General features: G+C 68.3%; 22 protein-coding genes. 19 read left to right on the top strand and 3 right to left on the bottom strand.

The features are described from left to right. Window positions 1-7 precede the first annotated feature (7 nt). The 13 genes from BM133_RS00930 to BM133_RS00870 all read left to right on the top strand — a co-directional run bounded on the left by BM133_RS00930 (window position 8) and on the right by BM133_RS00870 (window position 9468). On the top strand, window positions 8-670 hold the full coding sequence (locus tag BM133_RS00930; protein WP_093431000.1) for an amino acid ABC transporter permease: 663 nt from the start codon (window positions 8-10) through the stop codon (window positions 668-670). A gap of 19 nt (window positions 671-689) precedes the next feature. Then, window positions 690-1343 (top strand): amino acid ABC transporter permease, encoded by a 654-nt coding sequence (locus BM133_RS00925; RefSeq protein ID WP_093430999.1) that lies wholly within the window; start codon window positions 690-692, stop codon window positions 1341-1343. Then, window positions 1327-2112 (top strand): amino acid ABC transporter ATP-binding protein, encoded by a 786-nt coding sequence (locus BM133_RS00920; protein ID WP_093430998.1) that lies wholly within the window; start codon window positions 1327-1329, stop codon window positions 2110-2112. Before BM133_RS00925 ends, BM133_RS00920 begins: the two co-directional genes overlap by 17 nt. A 194-nt stretch (window positions 2113-2306) precedes the next feature. Continuing rightward, a complete protein-coding gene (locus BM133_RS00915; protein ID WP_093430996.1) occupies window positions 2307-2795 on the top strand; it encodes a GNAT family N-acetyltransferase in 489 nt (162 codons plus the stop codon). A gap of 72 nt (window positions 2796-2867) precedes the next feature. Then, complete coding sequence (locus BM133_RS00910) at window positions 2868-3461, top strand: YceB family lipoprotein (protein ID WP_093430995.1); 594 nt, start codon at window positions 2868-2870, stop codon at window positions 3459-3461. After that, entirely contained in the window at window positions 3458-4450 is a 993-nt protein-coding gene (locus tag BM133_RS00905; protein WP_093430994.1) for a glycerophosphodiester phosphodiesterase, read from the top strand. Before BM133_RS00910 ends, BM133_RS00905 begins: the two co-directional genes overlap by 4 nt. Next, window positions 4447-4722 carry a hypothetical protein gene (locus BM133_RS00900; RefSeq protein ID WP_093430992.1) on the top strand — a complete coding sequence of 92 codons (276 nt, stop codon included), beginning with the start codon at window positions 4447-4449 and terminating at the stop codon, window positions 4720-4722. The genes BM133_RS00905 and BM133_RS00900 overlap by 4 nt, the downstream gene beginning before the upstream one ends. Window positions 4723-4746: 24 nt before the next feature. Further along, window positions 4747-5178: a hypothetical protein gene (locus BM133_RS00895; protein WP_093430991.1), complete on the top strand. Its 432-nt coding sequence runs from the start codon at window positions 4747-4749 to the stop codon at window positions 5176-5178. A 77-nt stretch (window positions 5179-5255) separates the two neighbouring features. Then, window positions 5256-6731 carry a TolC family protein gene (locus BM133_RS00890; protein ID WP_093430990.1) on the top strand — a complete coding sequence of 492 codons (1476 nt, stop codon included), beginning with the start codon at window positions 5256-5258 and terminating at the stop codon, window positions 6729-6731. Window position 6732: 1 nt separating this feature from the next. After that, window positions 6733-8121, top strand: a complete 1389-nt coding sequence (locus BM133_RS00885) for a multicopper oxidase family protein (protein WP_093430988.1) — start codon at window positions 6733-6735, stop codon at window positions 8119-8121. Between the two features lie 33 nt (window positions 8122-8154). Beyond that, the gene (locus BM133_RS00880; protein WP_093430987.1) at window positions 8155-8670 is read left to right on the top strand and encodes a cupredoxin domain-containing protein; all 516 of its coding nucleotides are present in this window, start codon (window positions 8155-8157) and stop codon (window positions 8668-8670) included. Window positions 8671-8697: 27 nt separating this feature from the next. Further along, on the top strand, window positions 8698-9159 hold the full coding sequence (locus BM133_RS00875) for a DUF411 domain-containing protein (protein WP_093434933.1): 462 nt from the start codon (window positions 8698-8700) through the stop codon (window positions 9157-9159). A 12-nt stretch (window positions 9160-9171) separates the two neighbouring features. Further along, a complete protein-coding gene (locus BM133_RS00870; RefSeq protein WP_093430985.1) occupies window positions 9172-9468 on the top strand; it encodes a copper-binding protein in 297 nt (98 codons plus the stop codon). Here BM133_RS00870 and BM133_RS00865 read toward each other — a convergent pair. Continuing rightward, complete coding sequence (locus tag BM133_RS00865; protein ID WP_093434931.1) at window positions 9431-10762, bottom strand: NAD(P)/FAD-dependent oxidoreductase; 1332 nt, start codon at window positions 10760-10762, stop codon at window positions 9431-9433. The two genes, BM133_RS00870 and BM133_RS00865, sit on opposite strands and share 38 nt — an antisense overlap. Before the next feature lie 48 nt (window positions 10763-10810). Between BM133_RS00865 and BM133_RS00860 the strand changes: the two genes are divergently transcribed. The 5 genes from BM133_RS00860 to BM133_RS00840 are packed head-to-tail and all read left to right on the top strand — an operon-like array spanning window position 10811 to window position 15971. Then, window positions 10811-11848, top strand: a complete 1038-nt coding sequence (locus BM133_RS00860) for a P1 family peptidase (protein ID WP_093430984.1) — start codon at window positions 10811-10813, stop codon at window positions 11846-11848. A gap of 20 nt (window positions 11849-11868) precedes the next feature. Further along, window positions 11869-13263, top strand: a complete 1395-nt coding sequence (locus BM133_RS00855) for a TAXI family TRAP transporter solute-binding subunit (RefSeq protein WP_093430982.1) — start codon at window positions 11869-11871, stop codon at window positions 13261-13263. A 4-nt stretch (window positions 13264-13267) separates the two neighbouring features. Further along, window positions 13268-15037: an aminodeoxychorismate synthase component I gene (gene pabB, locus BM133_RS00850; protein WP_371286299.1), complete on the top strand. Its 1770-nt coding sequence runs from the start codon at window positions 13268-13270 to the stop codon at window positions 15035-15037. A gap of 51 nt (window positions 15038-15088) precedes the next feature. Next, window positions 15089-15601: a MerR family transcriptional regulator gene (locus BM133_RS00845; protein ID WP_093430981.1), complete on the top strand. Its 513-nt coding sequence runs from the start codon at window positions 15089-15091 to the stop codon at window positions 15599-15601. Continuing rightward, on the top strand, window positions 15516-15971 hold the full coding sequence (locus tag BM133_RS00840) for a carboxymuconolactone decarboxylase family protein (RefSeq protein ID WP_093430979.1): 456 nt from the start codon (window positions 15516-15518) through the stop codon (window positions 15969-15971). Before BM133_RS00845 ends, BM133_RS00840 begins: the two co-directional genes overlap by 86 nt. Window positions 15972-16077: 106 nt before the next feature. On the opposite strand, the gene ettA is transcribed toward BM133_RS00840, so the two are convergent. After that, window positions 16078-17739 (bottom strand): energy-dependent translational throttle protein EttA, encoded by a 1662-nt coding sequence (ettA, locus tag BM133_RS00835; RefSeq protein WP_093128258.1) that lies wholly within the window; start codon window positions 17737-17739, stop codon window positions 16078-16080. 290 nt (window positions 17740-18029) lie between these two features. Here ettA and BM133_RS00830 point away from each other — a divergent pair, with 290 nt between their 5' ends. Continuing rightward, complete coding sequence (locus tag BM133_RS00830; protein WP_093430978.1) at window positions 18030-19880, top strand: DEAD/DEAH box helicase; 1851 nt, start codon at window positions 18030-18032, stop codon at window positions 19878-19880. Window positions 19881-19983: 103 nt separating this feature from the next. Here BM133_RS00830 and BM133_RS00825 read toward each other — a convergent pair whose 3' ends face one another. Then, complete coding sequence (locus BM133_RS00825; RefSeq protein WP_093430976.1) at window positions 19984-20556, bottom strand: hypothetical protein; 573 nt, start codon at window positions 20554-20556, stop codon at window positions 19984-19986. Window positions 20557-20641 lie beyond the last annotated feature (85 nt).

Genomic DNA, 20641 nt, shown 5'->3' with positions numbered 1-20641 from the left:
CGCGGCCATGAACATCGAGTTTGACTTTGGCGCGGTGCTCGCCGAATGGCCGCTGCTGCTGCGCGGCGTGGCGTGGACCATCGGGCTCACCGCCATCGGCACCGTGCTGGGCATGATCGTGGGCATCTTCTGTGCGTGGGCCCGCTCGGGCGGGCCGCGCTGGCTGCGGCTCATCGTGGGCACGTACGTGGAGCTGATCCGCAACACGCCCTTCATCGTGCAGCTGTTCTTCATCTTCTTCGGGCTGCCCGCGGCGGGCGTGAAGCTTTCGCCCGAGGTGGCGTCGGTGATCGCGATGGTGATGAATCTCGGCGCCTACTCCACCGAGATCATCCGCGCCGGCATCGAGGCCACGCCCAAGGGGCAGATCGAAGCCGCCGTGAGCCTCGCGCTCAGCAAGGCGCAGGTCTTTTTGCGCGTGGTGCTGCCGCCCGCGCTCAAGAAGGTGTGGCCGGCGATGGTGAGCCAGATCATCATCGTGATGCTGGGCTCGGCGGTGTGCGGCCAGATCTCGACCGAGGAGCTGAGCTACGCGGCCAACCTGATCCAGAGCCGCAACTTCCGCGCGTTCGAGGCTTTCATCATCGCCACGCTGATCTATCTCGCGCTGTCGGTGGCGCTGCGGCGGCTGCTCGACTGGGCGGGGCCGAAGTTCTTCTTCGGCCGCTGAACACGAGGAGCCCATTGCCATGAGTGATTTTTCTCTGTGGGACATCGTGCGCAACCTGCTGATGGCGCTGCGCTGGACCGTGGTGCTCTCGCTGATCGCCTTCATCGGCGGCGGCATCGTGGGCGGGCTGCTGCTGTTCGCGCGGCTGCGCGGCGGCCGCATCGCGGGCAAGGCCGTGGGCCTGTACGTGCAGCTCTTCCAGGGCACGCCGCTGCTGATGCAGCTTTTTCTCGCCTACTTCGGCATCGCGCTGTTCGGCATCGACGTGTCGGCGTGGACGGCCGCGAGCGTGGCGCTCACGCTCTACACGAGCGCCTTTCTCACCGAGATCTGGCGCGGTTGCGTGGCCTCGATCCCGAAGGGCCAGTGGGAGGCCTCGGGCAGCCTGGCCTTGAGCTTCGGCGAGCAGATGCGCCACGTGATCCTGCCGCAGGCCGTGAAGATCGCGATCGCGCCGACGGTCGGGTTCCTGGTGCAGGTGATCAAGGGCACCGCGCTCGCCTCGGTGATCGGCTTTGTCGAACTCACCAAGGCCGGCAGCATGATTTCGAACGCCACCTTCAAGCCCTTCGTGGTGTTCAGCTGCGTCGCCCTGCTTTATTTCGTGCTGTGCTTCCCCGTGAGCCTGTACGCCAAGACCCTCGAGAGAAAGACCCATGGCCGCCGTGCTTGACCCCACCAAACCCGAACCCGCGAGCACCTTCGCCGCGCCCATCGTGCGCATCACGGCGCTGCGCAAGTCCTACGGCACCAACGAGGTGTTGAAGGGCATCGACCTGGACGTCAAGCGCGGCGAGGTGATCGCCATCATCGGCAAGAGCGGCTCGGGCAAGAGCACGCTCCTGCGCTGCATCAACGGGCTGGAGGTGTTCCAGGAAGGCTCGCTCACCGTGGACAGCAAGCCGCTGCTGCACGAGAGCGCGATGGCCATGCGCGAGCTGCGCCAGCGCGTGGGGATGATCTTCCAGAGCTTCAATCTTTTTCCGCACCTCACGGTGGGCAAGAACGTGATGCTCGCGCCCACGCTGGTGAAGAAGCGCGCGTCGCTGGAGGCCGCCTCGCAGGCGCGCAAGCTCCTCGAACGCGTGGGCCTCGCCGAGAAGTTCGATGCGATGCCCGACCAGCTCTCGGGCGGCCAGCAGCAGCGCGTGGCGATCGCCCGCGCGCTCGCGATGGAGCCGGCCGTGCTGCTGTGCGACGAGATCACCTCGGCCCTGGACCCCGAGCTCGTGGGCGAGGTGCTGCGCGTGGTGGAGTCGCTGGCCGACGAGGGCATGACGCTCCTGATGGTGACGCACGAGATGAGCTTCGCGCGCAAGGTGAGCGACCGCGTGATCTTCATGCACCAGGGGCGGGTGCATGAGATGGGGCCGCCGGCGGAGTTGTTCGGCAATCCGCAGACTGCGGAGTTGAAGCAGTTTCTTTCTTCGCTGCACGACTGATTTTTTTCGCTGTCGGTTCGGGGTGGGTGCACAGGCCATCGGGTACTCCCCTCCGCGAATGTCCCCCGGGCTTCGCCCTCCTCCTTGATTTCGCTGCGGGGAGCACCCGACGACCTGCGCACCGGGGCACGCTGCTGGCGTGCGGCCTGTCAACGATGGCTCTGACGGTTCGCGGTCCGCTATCCTCGCCCGCGATGCACATCGACCAAGCCCTCCCCGCCGAAGCGGCCACTGTTGCCGCTGTCCTGAACGAAGCCGCTCGATGGCTCGCCACCGAGGGGCGGCCATTGTGGTCTGCGACCGACGTCGGCATCGAACGCGTGCAGCGCGACACCGATGCGGGGCGCTACTTCATCGCACGTGAGAACGGGGACGTGGCCGGCGTGGTGCGGATCGACATGGAAGATCCCTTCTTCTGGCCCGAGATCGAATCCGGCAGCTCGGCGTTCGTGCACAAGCTGGCTGTTCGCAGGTCGTGGGGCGGCAAGGGCGTATCGACCGCCCTCCTGACCTTCGCGCGCGAACGCACCCGCGGCCTGGACCGCCCGTACCTGCGCCTGGACTGCGTGGCGGACCGGCAGGCGCTGCGCAGGCTCTACGAAGGCTTCGGCTTCGTGCTGCACAGCGTCATCCAGAAGGGAACCGGGTCTTTTGCGCGCTATGAATTGCGCATCGACGGCTGACTGTCCGACAGGCGGTAGCGCCGCACCGGCGCTGGCGGGAACGCATCGGCCTGTGGCAAGCTCGGAACCCCTATGACCCTCCGCTCCCCGTCCCCCCACCGCTCCCCCATCTCCCGCCGCCGGGTGCTGCACGCGCTGCTGGGCGCCGCGGCCCTGCAAGCCCCGTTCGCGGCGCTGGCCGGCTTCAACTTCTTCACCAACGAATACACCGCCAGCCGCGACGAGCTGCAGGCGATGATCGCCAAGCGCTTTCCGGTGGCCGAGCGCTACGCCGAGATCTTCATGGTCGGGCTGCGCGATCCGCAACTGGGGCTGGATGCCGGCACCAACCGCGCGGCCCTCACCGCCACGCTGACGATCGCGAGCCCCCTCTTGGCCGCCTCGCCGGTGCAGGGCGTGGTGTCGATGAGCAGTGCGCTGCGCTACGACGCGGCCACGCGCACGCTGCGTCTGGATCACCCCAAGTCCGAGCGCCTCGAACTGCAGGGCGTGGAAGGCCGCGATGCCGAGCGGCTGCAGAAGGTCGGCGCGGTGGTCGCGCAGGAACTGCTGCAGGGCCAGGTGCTGCGCAGCTTTACCGCCGACGAACTCACCGTGGGCCGCAAGACCTACGAGATCGGTGACATCACCGTGCAGGAAAACGGCATCAAGGTGCAGCTGAAATGAAATACCCCCTGCTCGTCGCCGCATTGCTCGTCGCGGGCTGCGCCGCCATCGCTCCCACCGCGAAGCAGCACTTCGACCTGCAGGCCCACCGCGGCGGACGCGGGCTCGCACCCGAGAACACGCTCGCTGCGTTCTCGAACGCGATCGACCTGGGCGTGACCACGCTCGAACTGGACATCGGGCTCACCGCCGACAACGTGGTCGTGATTTCGCACGACACCACGCTCAACCCCGACCACACGCGCGATGCCAGTGGCAACTGGCTCCCGGCGAACAGTGGTGCAGCCGTGCGCTCGCTCACGCTGGCGCAGTTGCAGACCTACGACGTGGGGCGCCTGAACCCCACGAGCAACTACGGCAAGCAGTTCGCCCTGCAGCAGCCGCGCGACGGCGAACGCATCCCGACGCTCGCCACGCTGTTCGCGCTGGTGCAGGCGCGCGGCGCCGCTTCGGCCACGGTGCACTTCAACATCGAGACCAAGATCGATCCGAACAAGCCGGACGAAACCGCCGCGCCCGAGCCCATGGTGCGCGCGCTGCTCGCCGAGATCGACAAGGCGAAGATGGCCGGCCGCGTGACCATCCAGAGCTTCGACTGGCGCACGCTGGCCCTTGTCGGCCAGTTCGCGCCGCAGCTGCCGCGCGCCTATCTCAGTACGCCGCGCACCCTGAAGGACAGCCGCTGGACCGCGGGCCTGGATGCGGCCGGCTTCGCCTCGGTGCCGCAGTTGGTGAAGGCCGCGGCGGGCAAGGGCGCGGGGCCGGTGATCTGGTCGCCGGCCTATGCCGACCTCACGCCGGCCGTCATCAAGGAAGCCCAGAAGCTCGGCATGAAGGTGCTGCCCTGGACCGTGAACCAGCGTGCCGACATGCAGCGGCTGATGGACTGGGGCGCGGACGGCATCATCACGGACTACCCCGATGTGCTGCGCGACCTGATGCGCGAGCGCGGGCTGTCGATGCCGCCTTCCGGAAAGGCGGCGGGATGAGCGCGACGCAGCAACTCGACGCCATCTCGGCCCGCATCGCGGCGCTCAGCGGTGGCAGCGGATCGGTATCTACGCTTTCGACCGAAGCGCGCGCCAGCACCGAACTGCTCGGCGCCCTGCCCCCGCGCTATGGCGAGGTCTTGCTGAACCTGCTCGACCGGCTCGAATCGAGCGCGCTCTTCAGCGAAGAGAGTTGCTCCTTCAGCCAGAAGGACCTGCTCGACAACCTGCAGGTGTGGGCAGACAAGGCCCGCGGACAACTGGTGTCTTAGGGCACGGGTTTATCATCCCGCCCCATGCGCACCCTGCTGCTCGCCCTCATGATCGCCCTGCTGCCCATCCGCGGCTGGCTGGGCGACGCGATGGCAGTCGAGATGGTGCGGCACTCGCTGCCCGCAGCCTCGCTGGTTGCGGAAGCTGCGCCGGCCAAGGCGGCGGCAGACGCGCATTGCCATGAAGCCATGGAAGCCGCCGACAGCGGCATGGACACCATGGCACACCATGCCGGCGCACACGATGACGGCGGCAACGGCAGCAACAACGACCACGGCACCGACCACCAGGGCTGCGGCACCTGCACCGTCTGCCAGGTCTGCCACACGGTGGCGCTCGGCGGCACACCCCTCATCGACATCGTGCACAGCGCCCCCCAGGCGCCACCGGCGGCCCACGCGGCCCGCTTCGCGAGCGCAGAGCCCGCCCCGGGCCTGAAGCCGCCCATTTCCTGATCTCCCTGCCCGTAGTCCGTCCGCAGTGAGCCTTTGCCGGCTCTCGGCGTTGGTCGTATTGCTCATGGAGATCGAGCGTGAACCCCATTCTTCGCCGGCAATTTGCCGGCACCCTTCGCTGTCGCAAAAGTAGCGACCTGCTCAGGAGCGCCGCGGCACTGGCCGGCGCATTGACGCTGGCCGGCTGCGCCAGCCTTTCACCCGACGGCGGTTCGGCCGACGTGCAGGCGCTGGTCGCAGGCAACCCGCTCCTGGCGGGCAGCACGGCCCAACGCATGCCCGACGAGGCTTCGCAAAAGAGCGTCGATGCGCTGCTCGCCAAGCCGCTCGATGCCGAGGCCGCGGTGCGCATCGCGCTCATCAACAGCCCGCGCGTGCAGGACGCCTTTGCCACGCTGCAGCTGAGCGACGCCGACCGCGTGCAGGCCGCGAGCCTGCCGAACCCGGTGCTCTCGTTCAGCCGTTTGGCGCAGGGCCGCGAGCGCGAGTTCGAGCGGATGCTCAGCTTCAACGTGATCGGGCTCGTCACGCTGCCGTGGCAGGCACGGTGGGCCGGCCAGCGGCACGAGGCCGCCAAGCTGCAGGCCGCGCAGAGCGTGCTGGTACTGGCCGCCGACACGCGCCGCGCGTGGGTGCGCGCGGTGTCGGCGCAGCAGAGCGTGGTGTACCTGCGCGACGCGAAGGAAGCCGCCGAGGCCGGCGCCGAGCTCGCGCACCGCATGGCCCAGGCCGGCAACTGGAGCGCGCTGCAGCGCACGCGCGAGCAGCTGCTGCTGGCCGATGCCGCGGCGCAACTCGCGCGCGCCGAGCAGGCGGCCGTCGCTTCCCGCGAGCAACTCAATCGATTGCTTGGCCTCGGCGGCGGGCGCACGGGCTATACGCTGCCCGATCGCTTGCCTCCCCTGCCGCAGTCCGCGCCCGACCTGGGCGACGTGCAGGCCCGCGCGCTGCGCGACCGGCTCGACGTGCGCTCGGCACAGGCGCAGAACGCGGCGGTGGCCGATTCGCTCGGCCTCACGCGCGCCACACGTGTGATCAACGCGATGGAGATCGGCGCGGTGCGCAACACCACCTTCGAAAACGACGCCGATCGCTCGCAGAAAACGAAGCGCGGCTTCGAACTCGACCTGCCGCTGCCGCTGTTCGACTGGGGCCAGGCGCGCACCGGGCGTGCCGAGGCGCAGTACATGCAATCGGCCGCACGCGTGCGCGACGTGGGCGTGCTGGCCGCGAGCGAGGCGCGCGAGGCCTGGCAGGGCTGGAACACGTCCTACGCACTGGCGCGCCGCTACCGCGACGAGGTGCTGCCGCTGCGCAAGAAGGTCAACGAGGAAATGGTGCTGCGCTACAACGGCATGCTCGCCAGCGTGTGGGAGTTGCTCGGCGAAACCCGCGCGAGCATGCTCGTGGTGAACGCCGGCATCGAGGCGCAGCGCGATTTCTGGCTCGCCGACACCGACCTGCAGCTCGCGCTCACGGGCAGTTCGCCCGGCGGCATGACGGCGCTGCAGACGGCCACGGCCGGCGATGCGCCCGCGGCGGGAGGGCACTGAGATGAACCGCCGCAACTTCTTCGCAGGCGCCGCCACGGCCGTGGCCGCAGCAGGCGTGAGCCGCGTCTCGATGGCCGCGCTGCCCGAGCCCGTGATTCAAGGCTCTACAGCCACGGCACCGCCGCTCACGCCCCCGAACGGCCGCCCGTACAACCCGGTCGTCACCCTCAACGGCTGGACGCTCCCCTGGCGCATGAACGCGGGCGTCAAGGAATTCCACCTCGTCGCCGAACCGGTCGTGCGCGAGATGGCGCCCGGCTTCAAGGTCAACATGTGGGGCTACAACGGCCAGTCGCCGGGCCCGACCATCGAGGTGGTCGAGGGCGACCGCGTGCGCATCTACGTGACCAACCGGCTGCCCGAGCACACGACCGTGCACTGGCATGGCCAGCGCCTGCCCAACGGCATGGACGGCGTGGGCGGCATCACGCAGCCGCACATTCCGCCGGGCAAGACCTTCGTCTACGAATTCACCGCGCGCCGCCCCGGCACCTTCATGTACCACCCGCATGCCGACGAGATGGTGCAGATGGCGATGGGGATGATGGGCTTCTGGGTCACGCATCCGAAGGAGAGCCATCCGCTCATCGAGCCCGTGCAGCGCGACTTCTGCTTTCTGCTCGGCAGCTTCGACGTGGAGCCCGGCAGCGCCACGCCCAAGGTCAACACCATGACCGACTTCAACATCTGGAGCTTCAACAGCCGCGTGTTCCCGGGCATCGACACGCTCAACGTGCGCCGCGGCGATCGCGTGCGCATCCGCGTGGGCAACCTCACGATGACCAACCACCCGATCCATATCCACGGCCACGAGTTCGAGGTGACCGGCACCGATGGCGGCCCCGTGCCGCGCACCGCGCGCTGGCCCGAGGTGTCGGTGGACGTGGCGGTCGGCCAGATGCGGCAGATGGAATTCATCGCCGACGAGGAAGGCGACTGGTCGCTGCACTGCCACAAGGCGCACCACACCATGGGGCCGATGGGGCACGCGGTGCCGACCATGATCGGCGTGGACCACAAGGGCGTGGCCGAGAAGATCCGGAAGCTCGTGCCCGACTACATGGTGATGGGCGACAAGGGCATGGCCGGCATGGGCGGGATGGGCGGCATGGAGATGCCCATTCCCGACAACACGATGCCCATGATGACCGGCGCCGGCCCGTTCGGCTCGGCCGAGATGGGCGGCATGTTCACGCTCTTGAAGGTGCGGCGCGACCAGAAGCCGGGGGACTACAAGGACCCGGGCTGGTTCAAGCACCCGGCCGGCACGGTGGCGCGCGAAGTGCCCGGCGCCGCCGTGCCGCCGGCCACGCGCAACGCGCCATCGCAGGACGACAGCAGCAACACCGACGCCACCGTGCGCAAGCCCTCGGGCGCGCACAACCACTGACCTCATTCACTTTCATTTTCTGGAGTTCATCTCATGAACAAGACCTTCAAGTCCGTCGCCCTCTGCATCGCGCTCGCCGCAACTGCAGCCGCATCGCAAGCCCATGAAAACCACACGCCGAAGCCGAAGGGCGCGGCCACGCTCGCGCCCGAGCAGAAGCCCTGGGGCATCGAAGGCAAGGCCGGCGCCGTGCGCCGCACCATCGACATCGCGATGGCCGACGACATGACCTTCACGCCTTCGGTCATCGAAGTGCGCGAGGGCGACACCATCCGCCTGCGCCTGAAGAACAAGGGCAAGGAACTGCACGAGCTCGTGCTCGGCACCGAGGCGGAGATCGCGAACCACGCGGCCCTGATGAAGAAGTACCCCGACATGGAACACGACGATCCGTGGATGGTGCACGTGCCCGCGGGCAAGACCGGCGAGATGGTCTGGACCTTCAACCGCGCCGGCGACTTCGACTTCGCATGCCTCGTGAAAGACCACTTCGAACTCGGCATGGCCGGCCGCATCCGCGTGCTGGCCGCCGCGCCCAGGAAATCCTGAATGAACGAATCAACCAAGGAGATCACCATGCAACGACGAACCCTCTTGAAGCGCGCCGCCCCGCTGCTGGCGCTCGCATCCACCCTGCCGCTCACCGCTTTCGCCGCGGCGCCGATGGTCGAGATCTGGAAAGACCCGAACTGCGGCTGCTGCCAGGACTGGGTGAAGCACCTCAACAAGAACGGCTTCGCCACGAAGGTGCACGACGAAGGCAACACGGCCGCGCGCACGCGCCTGGGCGTGCCCGCCAAGCTGGGCTCGTGCCACACCGGGCTCATCGGCGGCTACGCCCTCGAAGGCCACGTGCCCGCGCGCGAAGTGCAGCGCCTGCTGAAGGAAAAGCCCAAGGCCGTCGGCCTCGCCGTGCCGGGCATGCCGGTCGGCTCGCCGGGCATGGACGGCCCGGCCTATGGCGACCAGCGCGATCCCTACGACGTGCTGCTCGTGCTGGCCGATGGCAGCACGCGCGTCTATCAAAGCTATCGCTGAAGGAGTTCGGCGATGAAGAAACTCCTCACCACCCTCTCCGCCGCCCTTCTCGCCGCGGCGGCTTTCGCACAGGCCGCGCTGCCCGCTGTCGAAGGCGAAGTGCGCAAGATCGACACCGATGCGAAGAAGATCACCCTCAGGCACGGCGACATCCCGAACCTGGAGATGCCCGGCATGACGATGGTCTTCCGCGTGAAGGACCCCGCGCTGCTCGGCAAGGTGAAGCCCGGCGACAAGGTGCGCTTCACGGCGGACAAGGTCGATGGGGCGCTCACGGTGCTGTCGATCGAGCCCGAGCCGGCCAGCTGAATCGCCCCGGATCGAACGGCGCCAGCGGCGTCTCCGGCTCGATGCCGGCGAGCAGCTGCGCCGCCAGCCGCCCCGTGCGCGCCGAGCCGCACAGGCCCACATGGCCGTGGCCGAACGCGAGCACGATGTCCGCGCTCGCCGCCGAGGGCCCGATGCAGGGCAACCCGTCGGGCATGCTGGGGCGGCGGCCGAGCCAGTGTCTGAAGGTCTTGGCACCGCCCGTTTCTGCCAGCGCCGGAAACATCGATTGCAGATGGCGATGCAGGATCTCCGCGCGGCGCCAGTCGGGCTCGGCGTCCAGCCCGCCGATCTCGACCTGGCCCGCTGCGCGCAGGCCCCCATCCATCCAGTGCGCGATGAGCTTGCCGTCCGCCACCATCACCGGCGTGCGCGGCCCGACGCTCGCGCCTTCGACGACCACGTGGTAGCCGCGTTCGGTATCGAGCGGCACCGGGGAACCCGCGGCTGCGGCCAGCGGGCCGGAATATGCGCCGGCGCAGATGGCGGCGGCATCGCAGGCGACGTCGCCGTGGTCCGTGCGCACCGCGCGCAACCGGCCGCCTTCGATGCGAAAGCCCGTGGCGCGACCGAAGATCCGCTCGGCCCCGGCATCCACCGCATGCTGCGCCAGCGCGGCCACGTAGGCGCCCGGGTCGCGGCAGTGGCCGGCCTCGGGCACGAAGATGCCGAGCGTGTAGCGCGCATCGAGGTCGGGTTCGCGGCGGCGCAGCTCGTCGGCCGGCCACTCCTCCCACTGCACGCCCACGCGCTCGCGCACCCGCCAGCCCAGCGCGTCGTCTTCGAACTCGGCGCGCGAGCGGTAGGCGTGCAGCAGTCCGCGCTGCTCGATGAGCTGCGGCACGCCGGCCTCGGCTGCGAGCTGCGCATGCAGCGCGGGCGCGTCCGCCAGCAGGGTGCGCAGCGCCTCGGCGGTGCGCTGCACACGCGCCTCGGTCCAGCCCGAGGCCAGGTAGCGCAGCAGCCACGGCAGCGCGCGCGGCAGATGGCGCCAGCGCACCGCGAGCGGCCCTAGCGGATCGGCCAGCCAGCCCGGCACCTTGCGCCAGGCGCCGGGGAGCGCGGGCGGCACCACCGAATGCGAGGAGAGCCAGCCTGCGTTGCCGTAGCTCGTCGCCTGCGGGCCACCGGGCGTCTCGGGCTCCAGAAGGGTCACGCGCAGGCCCGCGCGCAGTGCCTCGATGGCGGTGGCGCAGCCCACCGCGCCCGCGCCGATCACCACCACGTGGCGCCGTGCATCGCCCCCGGGGGCGAAACTACTTCTTGCAACTGTCATGGCGCCCATCGTAGAGGCCATGGAGGCACGGTCCCATAATCGGCCGCCATGTCAGCCACGACTTCCACTTCGTCCTCCCCCTCCAACTCTGCCGGTGCCATCACCGACGTCGCCGGCATCGAAGTCGGCCATTTCTCCGACACCCGCCGCCCCACGGGCTGCACCGTCGTCATGGCGCGCGAAGGCGCCGTGGCCGGTGTCGATGTGCGCGGCGCCGCGCCGGGCACGCGCGAGACCGACCTGCTCTCGCCCGGCAACCTGGTGCAGCAGGTGCATGCGGTGATGCTCGCGGGCGGCAGCGCCTGGGGCCTCTCGGCCGCCGAGGGCGCGATGCGCTGGCTCGAGGAGCGCGGCATCGGCATGGACGTGCGCTTCGGCACCCTGCCCATCGTGCCGGCCGCGGTGCTGTTCGACCTGCCGATGGGCGATGCGCGCATCCGCCCCGATGCGGCATCCGGCTATGCGGCCTGCGATGCGGCATCGAACGCCGCGCCCGCCGAGGGCAACGTGGGCGCCGGCAGCGGCGCGCTGGTGGGCAAGCTCTTCGGCGTGCACCGCGCGATGAAGGGCGGCATCGGCACCGCGTCGGTCATCGTCGGCGGCGTCACGGTGGGCGCGCTGATCGCGGTCAACTCGCTGGGCGACGTGATCGACCACAACACCGCGCAGCCCGTGGCGGGCGCGCGCACCGAAGACGGCACCGCCTTGCTCGACACGCGCCGCGCCCTGCTGCGCGGCGAGCTGCCCAAGCCCCTGCTCGCGGGCACCAACACCACGCTGGGCGTGATCGCCACCGACGCGGTGCTGACCAAGGTGCAGGCCAACCGCCTCGCCAGCGTCGCCCATGACGGCCTGGCGCGCGCCATCAACCCCGTGCACACGATGAGCGACGGCGACACGCTGTTCGCGCTGGCCACCGGCCGCGTGCCGCTCGAAGGCAACGCGCCGGGCATGACGGTGCTGGGCACCATGGCGGCCGAGGCGGTGGCCATCGCCACGCTGCGCGCCGTGCGCGCGGCGCAATCGGTCACCGTGGGCGACCTGCACATCCCGTCGGCCACCGACTTCGCCGCGGCGCGCGGCTGAAACCACAAGAAAGGACCACCATGGCGTTCCCCAGAACCCTGAAGCTGATCCTGCTGTCGATCCGCGACCTGATCGCCTCGGCCGGGCCCATCATCTTTCTCGTGATCGGCCTGCTGGTCGCCGCCTACTGGTACCTGAAGCCGCAGCCGCCCAAGCATGTGACGCTGGCCACCGGCCCCACGGGCAGCGCCTATGCGGAGTTCGGCAAGCGCTATGCGGCGGCGCTCAAGGCCAGCGGCATCACGGTCGAGCTGAAACCCACCTCGGGCGCCTCGGAAAACCTGGAGCTGCTGCGCAAGGGCGGCGCCGACGTGGGCTTCGTGCGCGGCGGCAGCGCCGACCCGGTGGCCGACGAAGAGGCGGGGCTCAGTTCGCTCGGCAGCCTGTTCTTCGAGCCGATCTGGCTTTTCTACCGCGCCGACAGCGCGCTGAAGGTCGACAAGAAGACCGGCACGCTCACCTCGCTCACGCAACTGCGCGGCCTGCGCGTGAATGTCGACATGCCCGGCAGCGGGCTGCCCGAGATCATGGAACGGCTCTTCAAGGCCAACCGCCTGGGGCCCGACGACGTGCTGCTGTCCAACCTCGAACAGGCCGCCGCGGCCGAGGCGCTGCAGGCCGGGCTGCTCGATGCGATCGTGCTGTCTTCCGCGCCCCAGTCGCCGCAGGTGCAGCGGCTGCTGCGCGCAGGCGATATCAAGCTGATGGACTTCGGCCAGGCCGATGCGTACTCGCGGCGCTTTCCGTTCCTCTCGGCGGTGACGTTGCCGCGCGGCGTGGTCGACCTGTCGAAAGACCTGCCGCCCTCGGACGTGTCGCTGCTCGCGGCCACCACCTCGCTGCTCTCGCGCGAAGAAACCCACCCTGCCCTGCGCCAGCTGTTCGCGCAATCGGCGCAGACGGTGCACAGCGGCGCGGGCTGGTTCAACCGGGCGCGCGATTTTCCGAACACCCGCACCAGCGAGTTGCCGGTGAGCCCCGAGGGCGACCGCGCGATCAACGGCACGCCGCCGTTCTGGCAGCGCTACCTGCCCTTCTGGGCCAGCAACCTCGTGGAGCGCATGTGGCTGGTGCTGGGCGGTCTGCTGGTGCTGATGCTGCCGCTGAGCCGCGTGATTCCGCCGCTCTACCAGTTCCGCGTGCGGCGGCGCGTGTTCCGCTGGTATGCGCGGCTGCGCGACATCGAAGGCAAGGTCGATGCCAAGACGGGCGAGCGCGACACGCTCCTCAAGGAGCTCGACGACCTCGATCGCGTGGTCAACAAGGTGGCGGTGCCGCTGTCGTATGCGGACGAACTCTATGCGCTGCGCAACAACATCTATGCGGTGAGGAAGCGCGTGCTGGCCGGATCGGCGACTGGCGAAGCGGCATCGGCGCAAGCGCCCGCAACGCCGAAGCCTGCGGAATCCGCCTGACGCCTTGGTCTTGCAAACGCTGATCGATTTCGCCGAGCCGCGCGGCGATGGAGCGACGCGGCTGCGCGTGGCGTTCGGCGCGCCTTCGCGCGTGCTCGTGGCGCGCACCGCCGAAGAAGTGAAGCCGGTGCTGGAGGCCGTCCAGGCGCTGTCGCGCGAGGGGCGCTGGTGCGTGGGCTGTCTGCGCTACGAGGCGGCCGCGGCTTTCGACCCGGCCTTCGCGGTGCATGCGGGTGAGGAGCCGCTGGCGTGGTTCGGCGTGCACGATGCCGCCGTGCCGTGGCCCGATGCAGCGGCTGGTCCCGTGCCTCCCGTCGATTGGCAAGCCGGCCTGTCGCGCGCCGGCTTCGACCGGAACATCGAGGCGATCCATCGCGCGATCGCGAACGGCGAGCTGTACCAACTCAACTACACGGCGCCGCTGCGGGCCGAGTTCCGCGGCGATGCGCACGACTGGTTCATGGCCTTGCGAAAGGCGCAGCCCAACGGCTATGCCGCCTTCATCGACATCGGCGACGAGCAGGTGCTGTCGGTGTCGCCCGAGCTCTTTTTCGACTGGCAGGGCGAGCGGATACTCGCGCGCCCCATGAAAGGCACCGCCCCCCGCGGCGCGACCACCGCCGAAGACGAGGCGATGGCGCTGCGGCTGCGCACCGTGCCCAAGGAGCGCGCCGAGAACGTGATGATCGTGGACCTGATCCGCAACGACCTCTCGCGCGTGGCGCAGCCCTTCTCGGTGCGCGTGCCCCGGCTCTTTCACACCGAGGCGCTGCCCACCGTGTGGCAGATGACCTCCGACGTCGAGGCGAAGGTGCGCGACGGCGTTTCGCTGGTGGATGTGTTCTCCGCGTTGTTTCCGTGCGGCTCGATCACGGGCGCGCCCAAGGTCGGCGCGATGCGCATGATCCGCGCGCTGGAGCCCGAGGCACGCGGCGTGTACTGCGGCGCCGTGGGCGTGGTGCGGCCCGGCGGACATGCGACCTTCAACGTGCCGATCCGCACCGTGACGCTGCGCGGCACCCAGGCGCGCTGCGGCATCGGCAGCGGCATCACCGCCGATGCGCAGGCCGATGCGGAGTGGGATGAGTGGCGGCACAAGCGGGCCTTTCTGGGGCAAGGACCTTCGCCTGTATCGTCTGCGGCCATGGATTCCTTCGAATTGCTGGAGACGCTTGCACTGGTCGATGGCGCCTTGCGCGATGCGCCCGCGCACCTCGCGCGCATGCAAAAGGCCGCGGCGCACTTCGGCCATGCGTGGAGCGAGGCGGCCGCGACGGCATGCCTTCATCGACTGGCCGACGCGCATCCGACGGGTACCTGGCGCGTTCGCCTCCTGCTCGATGCACAGGGGCAGCCCCGCGCGGAGGCCTTCGCCATGGACGCCCCGCCGCCACGCGTGCAATTGCAATTGGCCTCCCGCGCCTTCGCCGAGGCCGACGGCGAGTTCTCCCGCTTCAAGACCACGCGCCGCGCGCACTACGAGGCCTTCGCGCCCACCGCGCCAGGCGTGTTCGACACCCTGCTGTGGAATCGCCACGGCGAGATCACCGAATGCACGCGCGGCAACATCGCCCTGCTGCTCGATGGCCGCTGGGTCACGCCGCCGCTGCGCTGCGGACTGCTCGACGGCATCGGCCGCGCCAGGCGCCTTGGCAGCGGCCAGCTTGCCGAAGCCGTCGTGCGGGTGGACGATCTGCCCCGTGTGCAGGCCCTGGCCTTCGTCAACAGCCTGCGCGGCTGGCTCGACGCCGATCTTGTGCACCCGCAAAAATAGTTCGACAAAGCGCTTGACTTAGAGCGCGCTCCAACTTCGAGAATCAACGCCATGGAAACCAGTCTGACCATCGCGCAAGTCGCACAGCGCACCGGCCTCACGGCCCACACGCTGCGCTACTACGAGCGCATCGGCCTGATCGCCGCGGTGTCTCGCGCACCGGGCGGCCAGCGCCGCTATGCGAGCGCCGACATGGACTGGCTGGCTTTCCTGTTGCGCCTGCGCGAGACCGGCATGCCCATCCAGGGCATGCAGGCCTTCGCCGGGCTTCGAAGCCAGGGGGACGCCAGCGTCGGCGAACGGCGGGAGATGCTCCAGGCGCATCTCGCCGAGGTTCAGGCCCGGGTGGAGGCGCTGCAGCAATCGATGCAGGCGCTTTCGACCAAGATCGCGCACTACCGCGCGATCGAGGCCAAGGCCAAGCCGAAGACAAGGCGTCCTTCGTTGTCGGGCACTGCCCCGGAAAGAAAGACAAGCGATGACGAACACACAAGCCAGCCAGACCCGCAACGACAACCTGCGCTACGAGCGCGGACTGGCCAAGCTCCAGGAAATCGACGGTGAAGGCGGCGTCAAGGTCGTCCAGAGCCTGGCGGACATCGCGCCCGACTTCGCGCGCCTTTTGATCGAATTTCCGTTCGGCGACATCTACTCGCGCCCCGGCCTGGACCTGCGCTCCCGCGAAATCGCGGTGGTGGCCGCGCTCACGGCCATGGGCAATGCGGCGCCGCAGCTGAAGGTGCACATCCAGGGCGCGCTCAATGTCGGCGTGACGCGCACTGAAGTGATCGAGATCATCATGCAGATGGCGGTGTACGCGGGCTTCCCGGCGGCGCTCAACGGCATCACCGCGGCGCGCGAGGTGTTTGCGGCGGACGATAAAAAAAGCGCGCAGTCCCTTGCGGAACCGCGCGCTCTTGCTGAAGCGATCTAAAGCCTATTCCAGAAACACCGAGGAACCGGCTTTGCCGGGCCTCTGGTGTTGCCCCCGGTAGGGGGTTGGCGTAGCGACACGAAGTGCGCGCAGGCTGGGGGCGAGCCTATTTCAGCGCCTTGTAGCGCATGCGCTTGGGCTTGGCGCCCTCTTCGCCGAGGCGCTTCTTCTTGTCGGCTTCGTACTCCTGGTAGTTGCCGTCGAAGAAGGTCCACTGGCTGTCGCCTTCGGCCGCCAGGATGTGCGTGGCGATACGGTCGAGGAACCAGCGGTCATGGCTGATCACCATGACCGTGCCGGCGAACTCGAGCAGCGCGTCTTCGAGTGCGCGCAGGGTTTCCACGTCCAGGTCGTTCGACGGTTCATCGAGCATCAGCACGTTGCCGCCGGCGATCAGGGTCTTGGCGAGGTGCAAACGACCGCGCTCACCGCCCGACAGCGTGCCGACCTTCTTCTGCTGGTCCGCACCGTTGAAGTTGAAGCGACCTGCATACGCACGGCTGGCCATCTGGAACTTGCCGACGTTGATGATGTCCAGGCCGTTCGAGATGTCCTCCCACACGGTCTTCTGATTGGCGAGCTCGTCGCGGTGCTGGTCGACGAAAGCCGCCTTGACGGTCGAGCCGATGACTACGCTGCCGGCGTCCGGCTGTTCCTTGCCTGCGAGCAGCTTGAAGAGCGTCGACTTGCCGGCGCCGTTCGGGCCGATGATGCCGACGATCGCGCCCGGCGGCACGGTGAAGCTCAGGTTGTCGATCAGCATGCGGTCGCCGAAGGACTTGCTGACGCCGTGGAACTCGAACACCTGCTGGCCCAGCCGCTCCGCCACGGGAATGAAGATTTCCTGCGTTTCGTTGCGCTTCTGGTATTCCATGTCGCTCAGCTCTTCGAAGCGGGCCAGGCGCGATTTGCTCTTGGCCTGGCGTGCCTTCGGGTTCTGGCGCGACCACTCCAATTCCTTCTTCAGGGCCTTGGCGTGGGCTTCTTCGCTCTTCTGCTCCTGCGCCAGGCGTTCGCCCTTCTGCTCGAGCCAGGTGCTGTAGTTGCCCTTCCAGGGAATGCCGCGACCGCGGTCCATTTCCAGGATCCACTCGGCCGCGTTGTCCAGGAAGTAGCGATCGTGGGTGATGGCCACCACGGTGCCGGTGAAGCGCTGCAGGAACACTTCGAGCCACTCCACCGATTCGGCGTCCAGGTGGTTGGTCGGCTCGTCGAGCAGCAGCATGTCGGGCTTGGACAGCAGGAGGCGGCACAGCGCCACACGGCGCTTTTCGCCGCCTGACAAGAGGCCGATCTTCGCGTCCCACGGCGGAAGGCGGAGGGCATCGGCGGCAATTTCCAGCTGATGTTCGGAATCGGTGCCGGCGGTGGCGATGACGGCTTCGAGCTGGGCCTGCTCGGCGGCCAGCGCGTCGAAGTCGGCGTCTTCGGCACCGTAGGCGATGTACACCTCTTCCAGGCGTGCCTTGGCCGCGAACACCGCGCCCATGGATTCCTCGACCGATTCGCGCACGGTGTGCTCGTTGTTGAGCTTGGGTTCCTGCTCCAGGTAGCCGATCGTCATCCCCGGCATGGGCAGCGCCTCGCCCTCGAACTCCTTGTCCACACCCGCCATGATCTTGAGCAGCGTGGACTTGCCCGAGCCGTTCAGGCCGAGCACGCCGATCTTGGCGCCGGGGAAGAAAGAGAGCGAAATGTCCTTCAAGAGCTGCCGCTTGGGCGGCACGGTCTTGCTGACACGGTTCATCGAATAGACGTATTGAGCCATCTGTGGATAGTTACCTTGGGTAGCGGAAATTGGGGGAAAAGCGCGGGCGCCAGAACAACGCATCCGGGCGCGGCAAACCACCGATTATCGACTCATGCGACAATAGCCACCGTTGCCGGGTCCAGTTGCCCGCAACACCGGCTCTCTGCCGGGGACGAAGAAGACCCTTCTCACAACGGGTTTTCCGGCTCCCACCCCTGACCTTCATCTGCCTTGACTGGCTCGGCGTCAACACTAAGACGCCAAGCGGGCCGATGCCACTGCGCCGTGTATGGCGCTTATTGTTTCCAATGAATTTTGATGAACTGAAGCTGGCTCCCGCCATCTTGAAGGCTGTGCACGAGCACGGTTACGACACCCCCACCCCCATCCAGGCGCAAGCCTTTCCCGCCGTTCTCGAAGGTCACGACCTGCTCGGCGGCGCCCAGACCGGCACCGGCAAGACGGCCGCCTTCACGCTGCCCATGCTGCACAAGCTCACCATGAGCCGCAGCGCCACCAACAAGTTCGGCGGCGTCGGCATCCGCGCCCTCGTGCTGACCCCCACCCGCGAACTCGCGGCCCAGGTCGAAGAGTCGGTGCGCACCTACGGCAAGTACCTGCAGCTCGATTCGACCGTGATCTTCGGCGGCGTCGGCATGAACCCGCAGATCAGCAAGCTCAAGAAGGGTGTCGACATCCTCGTGGCCACCCCCGGCCGCCTGCTGGACCTGCAGCAGCAAGGCATGCTGGACCTGAGCCAGGTCCAGATGCTCATCCTGGACGAAGCCGACCGCATGCTGGACATGGGCTTCATCCACGACGTGAAGAAGATCCTGGCGCTCGTGCCCAAGGAAAAGCAGAGCCTGCTCTTCTCGGCCACCTTCAGCGACGAGATCCGCGACCTGGCCGCCACGCTGCTCAAGAACCCGCAGAGCATCCAGGTCACGCCGCGCAACACCACCGTGCAGCGCATCACCCAGGTGATCCACCCCGTGGGCCGCGGCAAGAAGAAGGCGCTGCTCGCGCACATCATCAACGAGAACAAGTGGAGCCAGGTGCTCGTGTTCACGCGCACCAAGTTCGGCGCCAACAGCGTGGCCGAATTCCTCACCAAGAACGGCATCGAGGCGATGGCGCTGCACGGCAACAAGAGCCAGAGCGCCCGCACGCAGGCGCTGGCCGGCTTCAAGAGCGGCGACATCCGCGCGCTGGTGGCCACCGACATCGCGGCCCGCGGCATCGACATCGACGAGCTGCCGCACGTCGTGAACTACGAAATCCCGAACGTCAGCGAAGACTACGTTCACCGCATCGGCCGCACCGGCCGTGCCGGTTCGAGCGGCGAGGCCGTGAGCTTCGTGTGCCTGGACGAAGAAGGCTTCATGCAGGAAATCGAACGCTTCACCAAGCAGACGATTCCGGTGCAGATCGTCGAGGGCTTCGGTCCTGAAGAAGGCGAACGCGGCGAGCCGATCGCCATGGGTCGCCAGACGATCTGGGGCGGCGCGGGCCGTCCGCCCAGCCGCGAGGTGATGCAGGCGGCCGCCAAGGCTGCGCGCACCGAGATGCTGTCGCGCATCCGCGAGAACAAGGCCGGCCAGGGCGGCGGTGAACGCGCTGGCGGCGGTGGTGGTGGTGGCGGCGGTCAACGCCGTGGCGGCCAAGGTGGTGGTGGTGGTGGCGGCGGTGGTCAAGGCCGCAACGCCAATGGCGGCGGCCAAGGCCAGGGCCAAGGCCCGCGCGGCCAGGGTGCGCGTCCGGCGCAAGGCCGTGGCCCGCAAGGTCCGGCACGCACGCCGCACCATGCGCCCCAGCATCAACAACAACAGAATCACCTGCCGCACGACGAGCGCCAACCGCGCCATCACGGCAACAGCCACAGCCCGACGCAAGCCAACCAGGTCGCGCACCTGCGTGCCGAAGCGGTTGCCGGTGGCGGTGACGGCCAGCCGGATCCGTTGCGCACGAGCGTCGACCACATGGGTGGCGGACGCGGTCGCGGCCGCCCGGGTGGCGGTGGTGGCGGCTACGGTGGCAACCGTTCGGGCGGCGGTGGCCGTTCGGGTGGCGGCGGTGGTGGTGGTTACGGCGGTGGTGGCGGCGGCGGCGGTGGCAACCGTTCCGGCGGTGGCGGCGGCGGCCGTTCGTTCGGGCGCTGAGCGCTGCCGGCAGGAACACCTGTCTGCAAATAACAAAGGGCACTTCGGTGCCCTTTTTTTATTTGTCGAAAGCCTCGGCGCGAATGTCGCGCCGATGGCCCTGTCAGCCCCTGAACTCGACGGCACGCACGGCAGACGGCTTGCCGGCGAATCCGCTCACGAGGCCGTCGGCGCCGAAGCGCACGTCGACCGGCTCATCTTCCTGAATCGTCCAGTAGCGCCACGTGCTTGCGCCCAGGTCCTTGGTGTCGTTGGGTGATGGATAGCTGAGCGACATCAGCACCTGCGCACGCGTCATGCCGACCAGCACCTTGCCCGAATAGACGGCCTTCTGCACCTCGGGGCTCCACCGCGCGAGCGCCACCCTCGGGTCCGTGGGCACGACGATCTGCCGCGTCCAGCGCAGCACGTCGTCCTTGCTGCGCGCGGTGTCGTCGCGCAGCGTGATGTAGTCGCTGCCCATCGTTCCGTAGAGATAGCGGTCGCGCTTCATGGTGTCGACCATGACCGGCTGACCGGCCGGGATGATGGCGCCTCCGAGCATGTTGGCGCTGGAGATCCAACCCGCGTCGGGGTGGAGATTGCAGCAGGTGTAGCCGGTGACGGGTTGGGGGAGGTGGGTGGCGCAGGCGGTGAGGAGCAGGCCGGTGGTCAATGTGATGGCGAGGATTCGCATGGGGGAGCGGTGTGACAGCTTGATGGGTTTCATTTTTGTATCCAAGGCCAACGGCGAATACGCTCATCGGTATTTAATGGAATTG

The organism is Variovorax sp. 770b2, from assembly GCF_900115685.1.
In the GTDB taxonomy this organism is placed as follows: Bacteria; Pseudomonadota; Gammaproteobacteria; order Burkholderiales; family Burkholderiaceae_C; genus Variovorax.
Note: the sequence above shows the minus strand (reverse complement) of the source record. Positions and strands in the feature narration are given on the sequence as shown.

Bases quoted from the DNA above. Each gene is read 5' to 3' on its own strand.
- BM133_RS00930 (WP_093431000.1), top strand. From the start codon at position 8: ATGAACATCGAGTTTGACTTTGGCGCGGTGCTCGCCGAATGGCCGCTG.
- BM133_RS00885 (WP_093430988.1), top strand. From the start codon at position 6,733: ATGAACCGCCGCAACTTCTTCGCAGGCGCCGCCACGGCCGTGGCCGCA.
- BM133_RS00880 (WP_093430987.1), top strand. From the start codon at position 8,155: ATGAACAAGACCTTCAAGTCCGTCGCCCTCTGCATCGCGCTCGCCGCA.
- BM133_RS00825 (WP_093430976.1), bottom strand. From the start codon at position 20,556: ATGCGAATCCTCGCCATCACATTGACCACCGGCCTGCTCCTCACCGCC.
- BM133_RS00855 (WP_093430982.1), top strand. From the start codon at position 11,869: ATGGCGTTCCCCAGAACCCTGAAGCTGATCCTGCTGTCGATCCGCGAC.
- BM133_RS00915 (WP_093430996.1), top strand. From the start codon at position 2,307: ATGCACATCGACCAAGCCCTCCCCGCCGAAGCGGCCACTGTTGCCGCT.
- BM133_RS00925 (WP_093430999.1), top strand. From the start codon at position 690: ATGAGTGATTTTTCTCTGTGGGACATCGTGCGCAACCTGCTGATGGCG.
- BM133_RS00905 (WP_093430994.1), top strand. From the start codon at position 3,458: ATGAAATACCCCCTGCTCGTCGCCGCATTGCTCGTCGCGGGCTGCGCC.
- BM133_RS00900 (WP_093430992.1), top strand. From the start codon at position 4,447: ATGAGCGCGACGCAGCAACTCGACGCCATCTCGGCCCGCATCGCGGCG.
- BM133_RS00895 (WP_093430991.1), top strand. From the start codon at position 4,747: ATGCGCACCCTGCTGCTCGCCCTCATGATCGCCCTGCTGCCCATCCGC.
- ettA (WP_093128258.1), bottom strand. From the start codon at position 17,739: ATGGCTCAATACGTCTATTCGATGAACCGTGTCAGCAAGACCGTGCCG.
- BM133_RS00830 (WP_093430978.1), top strand. From the start codon at position 18,030: ATGAATTTTGATGAACTGAAGCTGGCTCCCGCCATCTTGAAGGCTGTG.
- BM133_RS00910 (WP_093430995.1), top strand. From the start codon at position 2,868: ATGACCCTCCGCTCCCCGTCCCCCCACCGCTCCCCCATCTCCCGCCGC.
- BM133_RS00870 (WP_093430985.1), top strand. From the start codon at position 9,172: ATGAAGAAACTCCTCACCACCCTCTCCGCCGCCCTTCTCGCCGCGGCG.
- BM133_RS00920 (WP_093430998.1), top strand. From the start codon at position 1,327: ATGGCCGCCGTGCTTGACCCCACCAAACCCGAACCCGCGAGCACCTTC.
- BM133_RS00840 (WP_093430979.1), top strand. From the start codon at position 15,516: ATGACGAACACACAAGCCAGCCAGACCCGCAACGACAACCTGCGCTAC.
- BM133_RS00845 (WP_093430981.1), top strand. From the start codon at position 15,089: ATGGAAACCAGTCTGACCATCGCGCAAGTCGCACAGCGCACCGGCCTC.
- BM133_RS00865 (WP_093434931.1), bottom strand. From the start codon at position 10,762: ATGACAGTTGCAAGAAGTAGTTTCGCCCCCGGGGGCGATGCACGGCGC.
- BM133_RS00860 (WP_093430984.1), top strand. From the start codon at position 10,811: ATGTCAGCCACGACTTCCACTTCGTCCTCCCCCTCCAACTCTGCCGGT.
- BM133_RS00875 (WP_093434933.1), top strand. From the start codon at position 8,698: ATGCAACGACGAACCCTCTTGAAGCGCGCCGCCCCGCTGCTGGCGCTC.